The organism is Mucilaginibacter rubeus (genome assembly GCF_003286415.2).
Lineage (GTDB): Bacteria > Bacteroidota > Bacteroidia > Sphingobacteriales > Sphingobacteriaceae > Mucilaginibacter > Mucilaginibacter rubeus_A.
This window is the reverse complement of sequence record NZ_CP043450.1, coordinates 1896123-1909456: the sequence shown is the minus strand read 5'-3', so window position 1 is coordinate 1909456 and position 13334 is coordinate 1896123. Positions and strand designations below refer to the sequence as shown.

Sequence of the window (13334 nt, the reverse complement as noted above, 5' to 3'; positions counted from 1 at the left end):
TATTATCTAATTTTTACGATAAAAAAAACAAACACGACACATCAACAATAAATTAACTGCTTACTATTATAAATTAAACCCCAATTAATTAAGCATGAAAAGAACGCTACTTATAGTGGATGATGATTTGAGTATATTAAAATTGCTTAACTTCATTCTTTCAAAAGAATATGATATTGTAGTTAAAAATAATGGTATCGAAGCTTTTAGCTGGCTTGAAGACGGCAACATGCCCGAATTGATTATATCAGATCTTCAGATGCCTTATTTTGACGGGCAATCATTCGTAAAAAATGTTAAGATCAGTGGCTTTTATCGCGATATCCCGGTAATACTGCTTTCTGCAGCCCACGATCTTGATGCACAGGTAAGCGCCATGCCTTTTAAGGTTGATGCTTTCATACACAAACCTTTTAACCCAACCGCATTAAAAACAGCCATTAACCAAGTTTTACAAGTTTATGAATCATCAAACATCTGATTGGAACGAAAGTTCAGGTTCTAACATCAGGATAGCATACGCCGGTAGCGAGTTCAAAGAGAAAATCTCTAATGGCTTAAATGAGGGCTTCAAAATCGCGTATAACAATAGTATTGATCAGCTTAATGATTATTTAGGCGAGCAATCTATCTTATCCGTTCCGGATATTTTGTTGGTTGAGGTTGATGCCGAAGGTAAGTGGATTAAACTTGTTGAAGAGGTTAAGAAAAGTTTCCTTTTAAATGGTTTGATCATTGTATTACTTTCAACAAAAAATGATAAAGCCCTGAAGCAACAAGCTATTAAATTAAAAGTGCATGACTTTTACGGTGAGCCATTTTCAATCAGTGATCTGCGCGAAAGGCTTAACTTTTTGGTACGCTTTAAACTGATAAAACCTAAATTGGTTGAGCTGTCAAAAGTAGTTGACACTACTTATAAAATGCCCGCTGGCAAACGCCTTATTGATTTGGTAATTTCAGGTGGTATGATGCTGGTATTGTCTCCGGTTATGCTGGTTGTGGCTATCCTGATCAAACTGGATTCAAAAGGCCCGGTATTTTACAAAAGCAAACGTGTAGGTACAGGTTATAAAGTATTTGATTTTTATAAATTCAGATCGATGCGTACTGATGCTGATCAGTTACTTGCTAAATTATCGGCAGAAAATAACCAATATGCGTCTGAAGCTGGCGATAATAAAGTGGCTTTCGTAAAAATCAAGAATGATCCGCGTATCACTAAATTGGGGAATTTCCTGCGCAACTCAAGTCTGGACGAATTGCCTCAATTGTTTAATATTTTACGTGGCGATATGTCTGTAGTTGGTAACAGGCCGCTGCCACTGTATGAGGCTGAGATGCTTACGTCAAACGAATGGTCAATGCGTTTCCTGGGCCCTGCCGGTTTAACAGGCTTATGGCAAATCAGTAAGCGAGGTAAAGAAGACATGTCTGAACGCGAAAGGAAAAAATTAGATAACTTTTATGCTCAGAAATATTCAATTTGGTTAGATTTAAAAATTATTGTGGGTACCGTTCCCGCACTATTCCAAAAAGAAAAAGTATAACTCTATGCCTGTGAAACTAAAGCTCACTTATCTTTCTATAATCGTTCTTTTTTTTACCAGCCGTGTTCAAGCGCAGCAAAGTTCATTTATAAACGACGTTAACTATCCATATCTTGAAAAATTGGTAGCAACTGCCAAAAAGAACTATCCTGAAGTTAAAGCAAGACAAAGCCAGGTAAATGCAGCTAAAGGCCTTTACAATTCAACCGTATTTTCATGGCTTGAAGGTGTAACGGCATCTTACATTTATAGCCCGCAAAACTCGATCAATCTTTCGCAGCCCACAATATTTAAAGGCTACCAGATAGCCATATCATTAAATATTGGCCAAATGTTTTCAAGACCCGGAGCTATTCGTCAGGCAAAAGAAACCTATAAAGCAGCTGAATATCAGCAGGCAGCATATTTATTAACCCTTGAGGCGCAGGTTAAGCGCTATTACTTTGCTTATCTTGAAGCACAGGCCGAACTAAGGCTACGTGCCAATGCCGTAATAGATGCCGAAACTGCGGTTAAGCAATTAAAATATGCATTCCAAAAAGGTGAAACAACTTTTCAGATTTATAACGAACAACTTAACAGTTTATACAACCAAAACTCCTTTAAAGTACAAGCTGAATTAGCGACATTTACAGCCAAGACCAATCTTGAAGAATTATTGGGTACTAAATTAGAAGACGTTAAGTAAACGATGGAGATAGGCAATTTTTTCACTCTACTAAAGAAATACAGAACTACGCTGATCATAATACCGCTTGTAGCGGTTATAGCATCGTTTTTTCTCGTAAAAAATCTACCCGATAGTTACCAGTCGCATGCCGAAATTGCTACCGGTATTATTGATGCTTCCAGGCATCTTCTTGATAAAGATAACACTGCCAACGTGCAGGAGCAGCAGGTTTACCGCGAATTCAGCAACCTGATTGCCATCATGAAACTAAAGAAACTTATAGACCAGGTTTCTTATTCGCTCATGATCCATGATCTGACTGATCCTTATCCTTTTCGCAAGCCAAGTAAGGAATTACTCGAACTGCACTCCTATGAAAAGGACAATGTATTAGCCATTTTAAAAAAGAAATTTGCTACCCTCGAGCCATTATCTGTTTATGATAAAACTGAAAACTACGTTGTAGGACTGCTCAGGTCAATGAAATACGATGAGCGCAACATCATGAAAGACATCGTGATTATGCGTAACGAAGACAGTGATTTTATATCAGTGAGCTTTGATTCAGAAAACCCTCAGCTTTCTGCTTTTGTCGTAAATACATTGTGTAAACAGTTTATTGATTACTACACCCAGAGTGTAAAGCAAAACGAATCAAACGCGGTAACATTTTTATCAAACCTGTTAGATGCTAAACGTAAAGCACTTAGCGATCAAACCGGCAAATTGCAGCAATATAAAATTGAAAACGGTGTACTGAACCTCGATGAGCAGTCAAAAGCTATTTTTGGCCAGATCATGGTTTACAACGACAAAAAGTTGCAGGCCGATAAAGATATGATAGCCAACCAGGGTGCTATCGACGCTATCAACCAAAAGTTTACGCCGGATGACCGCAAATATGTTGAAGCTGTAACCAACAAATACAACCAGGCAATTATTTCTACCCAGGAGCAGCTGCATACTCTTGAAGATCAGTATGTGCGAAGCGGGTTTAATAACAAGTATAAAGAATCAATTGACTCCTTACAGCGACAACTGTCAAATCAGATTAATTTAACATCTGATAAATACATTACCAATCCACTTATAGCTAAAGATGATCAGATCAAACAAAAGCTTACACTTGAGGTTTCCCGTGATTTGGCCAAGTATAGCATCAAATCAATAGAAAATGAATTAGCAAATCTGAACGCTAAGTTTTCAAAATTGGTTCCGTTTGATGCCAAAGTAAAAACCTATGATTTTGATATTGACATTGCAGGTAAAGAATATCTTGATGTATTAAACAAATACAACGAAACCAACCTGCGTTCAAGCGTTTCGATAAAACTTATCCAGGTTGAAATGGCCCAGCCAGATGTGGCCCAGCCATCCAAAAAAATGCTGCTTATTATTCTGAGTGGTATAGGCAGTTTATTTGCCTGTGTTTTTTGGCTGTTTGTGTTATTTTATATTGACGATACCATTAAGCACCCTACCGAACTGGTTAATAAAACCCAACTGCCATTATTGGGTTACTTAAACAAGATAAGCGGGGAAAACCTGGATTTGCGCAAACTTTGGGATGTTGAACACCGGGATAAGATGAAAACTTTTAAAGAGCTGTTACGCTCTATAAGGTTTGAAATTGACCAGGAGTTAAGGGGCGAAAAAGTGTTAGCCATAACAAGTATTGAACCTTCTGAAGGTAAAACCCTGCTTGCCATAAGTTTGGCTTACTCTTATTCAATGATTAACAAAAGGGTATTGTTAATTGACGGTAATTTCAATAATGCTACCATAAGCAACACAGCTCAACCCCAGATTTATCTGGAAGATTATTTTAAAAATAATCCAAACGCGCAGCAGGAAATAAGCAGTGCAAGCACTACTGTTTTAGGTAATCGCGGTGGCGATGTAACCCTGCTTGAAATTGGTAGCGAAGCATTTGTAAAAAACAGGTTTGACGATTTGCGCTCTAAATACGATGTTGTGATCATTGATACAGCCCCGCTTACGGCGCTTAATAAATCAAAAGAGTGGTTGTTATTTGCTAATAAAACCATAGCGGTATTTGAGGCTAATAAAAAGATCACTAATCCTCAAAAGCAATACATAACCTATTTGAAAGGGCTCGAAAACAAGTTTGCGGGTTGGGTACTCAATAAAACTGAATACAATCAGAAAAAAGAGAAGAGTTCTTAATTGGTTGCTTGCTGCAAGGCATTGTTTAACTATTAATACTACTTAAAATGAGAATAGACCCTCCTAAACGAGAAAAGGATCCATTTGAAGATTTAAGTCCGCTTCAAAAAAAAACACGTAAGGCGGCTATAGTATTTGCATTTATAGGTGTGTTTGTATGGGCTGTAAAAATCCTGTTCCTGTAATTTTTTAAAAAGCATTTCTATTCTACTGCATGCGTAATGAACAAACAGGCAATACTGGAGTTAAGCAAAGCTTTTGGAAAAACCTTATGGTTCAAAAGTTTTCGCATCCCTTTGCGCTGCTTTTTCTGCTGATCACTTCACTTGCTATAAGCTTTTTAACTTACAAGCTCGAATTTATAGGTGTGGGCGCTGTTTTGGCATTAACCATAGGTTTGCCTATCGTATTCGCAATTACCGTTTACCCCGAATTCGGGATTTGTGCATTGATCATAGCGGCATTTTTTATCAGTTACGTTTCTGAATTTTTACCCGATCAGGTACCCATTGGTACGCTGATGGACGTAACAACTTACCTGCTTATCCTCGGTTTTTTTATTAAACAACGTACCGAACGGAACTGGACTTATTTTAAAAATCCAATCAGTTACATGATATTGGTGTGGTTGGCGTACAATATGCTCGAATTTGTAAATCCATCTGCCGAGTCAAGGCTGGCCTGGATTTATACAGTGCGTACAGTAGGCTTTATCATGCTCATGTACTACGTTTTTGTTTACCAGATCCGCACGGTAAAGTTTATTAAAACCCTACTGAAGCTTTGGATCTTCCTGGATATACTGGCCGGAATCTCTGCTTTCCAACAAGAAAACATTGGCTTTTTCCCATTCGAACACAAGTATCTGTACGCCGATCCGTTGCGTGTAAGCCTGTTATTTATTAACGGGCACATGCGTAAGTTTGGCATCTTTTCGGATCCGGTTACGTTTTCGTATAACATGGTTATTGGCGCGCTGCTTTGCGTTGTGTTGCTTATGGGTGATCTTCCGCTTAGGCGTAAGGTAACCCTGGGTTGTATCGCCGGTTTCTTTTTGTATGTGATGCTTTACTCTGGTACCAGAGCTGCTTACGTATTAGTGCCGGGAGCACTTTCAATGCTGGCTGTATTAAACTTTAACCGGCGGGTTTTAACCTTTACGCTCGTGGCAGGTGCCTTATTGGGTATTTTGATTGTGATGCCAACATCAAACCCTTTGATCAAACGTTTTCAAACAGCTTTCAATCCTTCTGATGACCCATCCTATAATGTACGCGCCGAAAATCAGAAGAAGATCAAACCATTTATCCTCTCCCATCCTATCGGCGGTGGCCTGGGCTCTGTAGGTGTTTGGGGCAGGAAGTTTTCGCCAAATTCGATGCTGGCTAAATTCCCACCGGATAGCGGTTACGTGCGTGTTTCGGTTGAAATGGGCTGGGTGGGCCTCATACTATTTTGCACGCTCTTCTTCGTGGTACTCAAAACGGGGATCAACTTTTATTTCAGTATTAAAAACCCGGAGCTCAAAAATTATTGTTTAGCTATGCTGCTAATTCTTTTTGCGTTTAACATAGGTAACTTTCCGCAGCAGGCACTCGTTCAATACCCTTCAAACATCCTGTTTTATCTGGCCATATCCATCCTTGTAGTATGTAAGCGCATTGATGACCAGGAGCAGGATGCATTAAAAAAGAAAAATAGTACAGAGACAATACTAATTAACTAAGCAGATGTCATTTGTATCATCCATAAAATCAAATCCGAAATTAAAAAAATTAGTCCACTGGATGCTGATCCCTCCCGGTCAATCAAGGCCGAGGCTTTGGGTAAGGCTAATACTTAACCGTTTTTTTCATGAGCGAGGTAAAGGCAGCGTTGTACGACGTAACGCGCGGATGGACCTTTTTCCATTCAATAAATTCGCTCTCGGCGCTAAAAGTATTGTAGAAGATTTCGCGGTGATCAACAACGGAGTTGGCGATGTTTTCATAGGCGAAGGATCGGGCGTTGGCATCAGCACCGTAATCATCGGCCCGGTTAAAATAGGTAATTTCAGCATGACTGCTCAGCACGTTGTTATCTCCGGTCTTAATCACGGATACCAGGATGTAAGTATTCCGCCACGTCATCAAAAGGTAACCACCAAACAAATTACTATCGACGATAACGTATGGATAGGCGCTAACTGCGTGGTAACAGCGGGGGTAACTATTGGTAAGCATTCGGTTATTGGGGCTGGCAGTGTAGTAACACGTGATATCCCGCCATATTCGGTAGCTGTAGGCAACCCTGCCAAAGTAATAAAACAGTATAATTTCACAACTCAAACGTGGGAGAAAGCGTAAAACGATATACATGGGTTTATTTAAAAAGTTAATAAACAAACACACGCTTTCACTGGCAACTAATGCGGTTTTGCCGGTTTTAGGAATGGTGATATTATCATTGCTGGCCCGCAGGTTGAGCAAGCCTGATTTTGGTAATTACGTATTTTTCCTGATCGTATTTACGCTGGCAGATACCTTCCGCACAGGCTTCCTTCAAACTTCGCTCATTAAATTTTATTCGGGCTCAACAGTTGAACGGATGAAAAATATCTCTGGGTCAACCTGGTTTCTTGGCTTCAGCATCACTTTGGTATTTGCCGTTGTCAACCTGTTGATCTATCTCATTTATAGAAACCCGGATGCGGATATAGCCATTACGCTCAAATGGTTTAGTTTAATCTATTTTTGTACGCTGCCATCGGCGGTTAGCCTTTGGATCCTGCAGGCCGAAGAACGCTTTGATAAAATGTTCATTCTGCAATTAATGAACCAGGGAGGTTTCCTTGTTTTGGTGGTTGCATTAGCTATTGCAGGTAAATCAAACTTTGAAACCACTATCTATTCTTACTTTGCGGCTAACCTGTTAAGCAGTATCATTTGCATTATTATAGGTTGGGCCAAGGTAAAAACCATAGCTCACAGAAGCTGGGATACCATAAAAGAAATGGCCCATTTCGGAAAATTCAGTGTAGGCACATCTATAAGTTCATATCTGCTCCGGAGTTCAGATACACTGATTGTAAAGCCAATGTTCAGCCCGGATTTGCTGGCGGTTTACTATATTCCGCAAAGGCTCATGGAAATATTTGAGATCCCATTAAGGGCTTTCATTTCTACCGCCCTGCCTGCAATGTCGGCTGCTGTACAGCGTGGCGATAAAAAGCACGTAACTTATATCATGAAAAAATACGCGGGCATGCTTACTATGGCGCTCACCCCTATCGCTATAGTTTGTTTCGCTGCTGCCGATCTCATTATCGGGCTAATATTTGGTGCTAAATATCAGCACTCTGATGCCGGCAATATCTTCAGGATTTTTATGTGCTATGTGATGCTCCTACCTATCGACAGGTTTTTCGGAATCACGCTTGATATCATTAATAAGCCGCACCTTAACATGATCAAAGTATTCCTGATGCTAACGGTTAACGTTATTGGCGATTTTACAGGTATCCTGGTATTCCACAGCCTTTATGCCGTTGCCATTGCATCTATTTTTACATTTTTTACAGGCGCCATATTTGGTTACTGGGCATTAAAGAAAAACCTGCAATTTAAAATATCTGACATCTTTGTTTTAGGTTACATCGAACTAAAAGAACTTATTGGTGTCGTGATGGACAAAATCAAAGGAAAACAACTAACTGAATAGCAAGCTATATTTATGGAGCTAAAAAACCGGCATATCGTTATATTCTCGCAGATGCAGTTTGATAGCCGACTGGAATCAACTAACTATACCATGGCCAAACATTTGGCTAAGGATAATTTCGTATACTACGTTGACCGGCCATACACCTGGAAAGATTATATCCAGTTTAAAAATACGCCCGGATACAATGCCCGCAAACCGCATTTTTTTTCGCCCAAGGATAGTTTCATCCAAACGGAGATCCCGAATTTAAAGATCATCATAACGCCTCCTGTACCATCTATAAATTCGTTGCCTGAAGGTGTCATTTACCGGTTGGCCCTTAAAGTGAATGAAAAGATAGTTGCAGGCAGGCTTAACAAGGTTATTAAAAACCTTGGCATCAAAGATTATATCTTTATTAACTCCTACGCTTTTTACTACCCAACCATGCACCGGTTGCTAAAGCAGAAACCACTGCTTAAAGTTTATCATTGCGTTGACCCGCTAATTGAAGAATACCAAACGCGTCATGGCCTTATATCCGAAGATATTTTGGTGAAAGATATGGATATGGTGATCAGCACCAGCAAAGAGTTGAGTAATATCAAGGGAAAACTTAACCCTAACTCCTATTTTGTACCTAATGCAGCCAATATCAGCCACAGCCAAAAAGCTCTTGATCCGGCTTTGCCCATTGCAGAGATCCTGTCGGATGTTAAAAAGCCCATCATTGGCTATTTCGGCAATATTGAACGCCGCATCGACTATGATCTGCTCTCACAACTAACGGCGCAAAACCCGGATAAAAGTTTTGTTTTTGTTGGGCCTGTTGATATAGATTACGAAAACAATCCAGCTTTTAATGCTCCTAATGTTTTCAAAAAAGGCGCGGTGCCTTATGAACTGTTACCTGCCGTGCTCAAAGGCTTTGACGTTGCTATTATTCCTTTTAAAAAGGATGATGTAAGCAGTTCTATTTTTCCGCTTAAATTATTCGAATATCTTGGCTCTGGTCGCCCTGTAGTGATCACCGATTTTAACGGTGACCTGGAAGAATTTACCGGAGATACAGTGTACATCTGCAAAAATGCTGACGAATTTACTGCCGCAATTAACCTATCGTTAAACGATACTCCTTTTTTACAGCAAAAAAGATTAAAAGTAGCAGCACAAAATACCTGGGAGCACCGTATAACAGAGATCAAAAGCCTACTGGCAACAAATTTGAATAATAAGCAGAAAGGTTAAAATTTAGAGAAACATACCTGTTACTTATAAATTAATATAAAACAGGGATTATCATCAAAACACATGGAAATCATCAAATTCATTGCATCTGTTGTCGCCATTTTGCTGTTTATATACCTTGGGGTATATAGCTTGTACTTGTTTGTGTTCTCTGTACTGGGGAAATTAATCCCCATTAAACAGCCAGTTACGGCAACTAAGCTCAGCAAATTCATTGTTTATATCTGCGCTTATAAAGAAGATGAAATTATTTTAAACTCGGCAGCAGCAGCCTTAACTATCGATTATCCGAAAGATATGTTTACGATTTGCGTGATTGCCGATTCCATGAAACCTGAAACTATTGTTAAATTAAAGCAAATGCCGTTGCAGGTGGTTGAGGTGGTTTTTGAAACCAGTACCAAATCAAAAGCGTTAAATAAAGCCATTGAAAATACAGCAGCGGGTTACGATGCCGCAGTTGTTTTTGATATTGATAACATCGCGGCTCCTGATTATTTATACCAGATCAATAATTATTTACAGGCGGGGCATCTTGTAGTGCAAGGCCATCGCGTTGCAAAAAACTCAAACACCCAGGTAGCTATACTTGATGCCGTAAGCGAAGAAGTTAACAACCACATTTTCAGGAAGTCGCAGCAGTTATTTAAGTTTTCGGCTGCAATTATCGGCTCAGGGATGGCTTTAGAATACAAGCTTTTTGTGAATGTAATGTCGCGTATTGATGCTGTAGGCGGATTTGATAAAGAAATGGGGTTACTACTCACCCGCGATAAGATCCACGTTGCCTATGCCGAAAAAGCGTACATCTATGACGAAAAAGTAAGTAACCCGGCAGTATTTGAAAAGCAGCGTAAACGCTGGCTTTCGGCTCAATTTAACCTGCTTAAAAAATATGGCGCTACCGCTCCTGCTCAGTTTTTCCGCGGCAATTTTGATTATGTGAACGAGATTTACCAGATGGCAATCCTGCCGCGCGTACTGATGCTTGGCCTGATGCCGTTGATGTTACTGATCTCATTTTTCACTCCGGGCATCGGTCCGCACTGGCATTTATGGCTTGGCGCAACTGTGGCCTGTTACCTTGGTATCATAGTTGCCATACCGACATCGTTCTACAACGGAAAACTTTTAACGGCTATGCTTAAACTACCACTTATATTTTTCACCATGTTCCTGCTGTTGTTTAAACTTAAAGGAGCAAACAAAAAGTTTATTCATACGCCGCATGATCACGCTCCTACAGAACCCGTAAACAACGAAGCAACTGCAGTTAAATAACGGAAACAAGATTGATAATTAATTGAACCAGGAATAATATAGCATATAAACAATTATGGATGCCCCTCTGAATACCGACGTTATAAGCATGTTAAACAATACTGCTGTAGATTATCCAAAAGAAAAGGCTCTTATCCATTTAACCGCGGCTGCTGCAAATCAGTATCCGGATAAAGTGGCGCTGAAGTTTCATGAACGTATACTAACCTATAAGGCACTAAACGAAGCCGCTAACAAGCTGGCCGGCTACCTGATTGATCAGGGCCTTAAAAGAGGTGATGTTGCCGGCGTTGCGCTTGACCGCTCGCCCGAAATGGTGATATCGCTGTTAGCCGTTATGAAAGCCGGTGCCGCATACGTACCACTTGACCCTGAATATCCGAAAGACCGTATCGAATTTATGCTGGAAGATTCATCAGCTAAAATTCTTATCACTTCCGAAAAATATCATAATCACTTTGCTGCAAACTCAATTGAGGTTTTGATTGAGGCTGCATTAGAAAAATTCCCATCATATCCTGTTACCGAACCTGAAACCGGCGTAAGCGGCGAAGACCTTGCTTATATCCTGTACACATCAGGCTCAACCGGTAAACCTAAAGGTGTACAGATTCGGCACTTTAACCTGATTAATTTTTTATTAAGTTGCCAAAAGGTACCAGGCATGACTACTGCCGATAAGGTACTGGCTGTAACTACTATTTCTTTCGACATTGCCGGTTTGGATTTATACCTACCGCTGATAACCGGTGCCGAGCTTTTATTAGCCGATTCGGCTACGGCAAAAGACGGCCGTGCTTTGGTTGACCTGGTTAAAGCAGAAGATGTCACTGTAATGCAGGCTACTCCTTTCACGTGGCGCATGATGCTGGTATCCGGTTGGGACAGCAAATTACCTTTAAAGGTATATTGTGGTGGCGAGGCGTTTCCAAAGGATTTAGTTACACAACTTTTGCCTAAATGTGAGGAGATCTGGAACCTTTACGGTCCAACCGAAACAACCATTTACTCCACCATAAAACAGATTACCAGCGATGAGGATATCACTATCGGTAAACCTGTTGCCAACACCCAGATCTATATTTTAGACGAGGCGCTTAATAACCTTACCGATGGTTCAATCGGTGAGATTTATATCGGCGGTGATGGTGTTGCTGTTGGTTACCTTAACCGTGCAGAATTATCGGCCGAGCGTTTTGTGAAAGACATCTTCTCAACCGTTGAAGGTGCCCGCATGTACCGTACCGGCGATCTGGGTAAGATCAGGCAGGATGGCGAAATTGTTTGCCTTGGCCGTATTGACCACCAGGTTAAGGTGCGTGGTTACCGCATTGAGCTGGAAGAAATTGAACAAAACCTGTTAAAGCAGGATAATATTAAACAGGCCGTAGTTATAGCCCGTGAGGATACTCCGGGAATGCCACGCCTGGTAGCTTATGTAATTACGCCTGAGCCTAAAGAAGGCCTCGACCTTAAAAACCAGTTTGATGCATGGCAAAAAGGCTTGCTGGAAGTTTTACCTGAATACATGGTTCCGGATGATTTTGTGGTGATGGACGCGATACCTATTACTCCAAACGGTAAAATAGATCGTAAGGCATTACCTAAGCCCGATTATAACATCATATATCGTGAAGGTGAATTTGTTGCCCCACGTACCGATAACGAAAAGTTAGTTGCCAAAATATGGCAGCAAAACATGGGTATTGAGCAGATCAGTATCCTGGATAATTTCTTTGAATTGGGTGGTCGTTCATTAGTTGCGGTGAAAATCATGGCCGCTATTGAGCAGGAAACCGGCAAGCGTTTACCGCTGGCCACCCTGTTTGAGCACGCAACAATCGAAAAACTTGCTGCACGACTTGAAGGCAACGAGGTGATCAGTTGGGAATCGTTAGTGCCTATTAAGCCAACTGGCAGTAAAATGCCATTGTATATTGTTCATGGTGCAGGCTTAAATGTATTGTTATTTAATGCCCTTGCCATGAATATGGATGCCGAGCAACCGGTTTATGGCCTGCAGGCCCGCGGCTTGAACGGCATTGATGAGCCTTTGGACGTAATGGAGGAGATAGCAGCAAACTATATTGCCGAGATCGTAGCTAAAAACCCCGAAGGACCGTATGCATTGGCGGGTTATTCATTAGGTGGTATTATCGCCTACGAAATGGCTAATCAACTTATAGCGGCAGGCAAAGAGGTTAAAATGGTTGCTATGTTTGATACGTATGCGGATCGCTCAGATATAAACGACAGCAAGGCTAAAAAGATAGTTGATAAAACAACGCTTCGTGCTAAGCAATTTGCCCATAGCTTTGTGTTACTGGCCGAAGACCCTAAACGTACCATTGAGTACAAAGGTTTAATGCTTAAACGCCAGATGATTAAACTTTATTGGAAGGTATTTAGGCCTAACCAAAAACGCGAAGGCTTTTTTGCTTATGATAACGAGATTGATGAGGCAAGCGAAAAAGCATTACGCAACTATGTATTGAAACCGTTAAACATAACCCTTGATTTATTCAGGGCAAAAAAACGGACTTTTTATATGGAAGATTTTGAGTTTTTAGGCTGGAAACCGTTTGCGATCAAAGGGGTGAATGTACACGAGATTCCGGGTGAGCACAACACCATTTTTGCTCCGCCAAATGACAAGGAATTTGCAGAAGTACTGCAGAAGTGTCTGGACAGGGTGGCAAAAAACTAAGCCACCCAAC

11 protein-coding genes are annotated in these 13334 nt (G+C 40.6%); all 11 read left to right on the top strand.

Annotated features, from left to right (window positions below):
- Positions 1–94 precede the first annotated feature (94 nt).
- The 11 genes from DEO27_RS07790 (at position 95) to DEO27_RS07745 (ending at position 13324) form a co-directional block, all read left to right on the top strand.
- On the top strand, positions 95–481 hold the full coding sequence (locus tag DEO27_RS07790; protein ID WP_112570221.1) for a PleD family two-component system response regulator: 387 nt from the start codon (positions 95–97) through the stop codon (positions 479–481).
- A complete protein-coding gene (locus tag DEO27_RS07785; RefSeq protein WP_112570219.1) occupies positions 462–1550 on the top strand; it encodes a sugar transferase in 1089 nt (362 codons plus the stop codon). The genes DEO27_RS07790 and DEO27_RS07785 overlap by 20 nt, the downstream gene beginning before the upstream one ends.
- Positions 1551–1554: 4 nt before the next feature.
- A complete protein-coding gene (locus DEO27_RS07780) occupies positions 1555–2238 on the top strand; it encodes a TolC family protein (RefSeq protein ID WP_112570217.1) in 684 nt (227 codons plus the stop codon).
- 3 nt (positions 2239–2241) lie between these two features.
- Positions 2242–4407 carry an exopolysaccharide transport family protein gene (locus DEO27_RS07775; RefSeq protein WP_112570215.1) on the top strand — a complete coding sequence of 722 codons (2166 nt, stop codon included), beginning with the start codon at positions 2242–2244 and terminating at the stop codon, positions 4405–4407.
- Positions 4408–4454: 47 nt separating this feature from the next.
- A complete protein-coding gene (locus DEO27_RS31360; RefSeq protein WP_162996890.1) occupies positions 4455–4592 on the top strand; it encodes a hypothetical protein in 138 nt (45 codons plus the stop codon).
- Positions 4593–4621: 29 nt separating this feature from the next.
- Entirely contained in the window at positions 4622–6133 is a 1512-nt protein-coding gene (locus tag DEO27_RS07770) for an O-antigen ligase family protein (RefSeq protein ID WP_112570213.1), read from the top strand.
- 4 nt (positions 6134–6137) lie between these two features.
- Positions 6138–6752 carry an acyltransferase gene (locus tag DEO27_RS31925; protein WP_112570211.1) on the top strand — a complete coding sequence of 205 codons (615 nt, stop codon included), beginning with the start codon at positions 6138–6140 and terminating at the stop codon, positions 6750–6752.
- 10 nt (positions 6753–6762) lie between these two features.
- Positions 6763–8106: a lipopolysaccharide biosynthesis protein gene (locus DEO27_RS07760; RefSeq protein ID WP_112570209.1), complete on the top strand. Its 1344-nt coding sequence runs from the start codon at positions 6763–6765 to the stop codon at positions 8104–8106.
- Positions 8107–8118: 12 nt separating this feature from the next.
- Entirely contained in the window at positions 8119–9336 is a 1218-nt protein-coding gene (locus DEO27_RS07755; protein ID WP_112570207.1) for a glycosyltransferase, read from the top strand.
- A gap of 63 nt (positions 9337–9399) precedes the next feature.
- Complete coding sequence (locus tag DEO27_RS07750; RefSeq protein ID WP_112570206.1) at positions 9400–10617, top strand: glycosyltransferase; 1218 nt, start codon at positions 9400–9402, stop codon at positions 10615–10617.
- Positions 10618–10672: 55 nt separating this feature from the next.
- Positions 10673–13324: a non-ribosomal peptide synthetase gene (locus tag DEO27_RS07745; protein ID WP_112570204.1), complete on the top strand. Its 2652-nt coding sequence runs from the start codon at positions 10673–10675 to the stop codon at positions 13322–13324.
- Positions 13325–13334 lie beyond the last annotated feature (10 nt).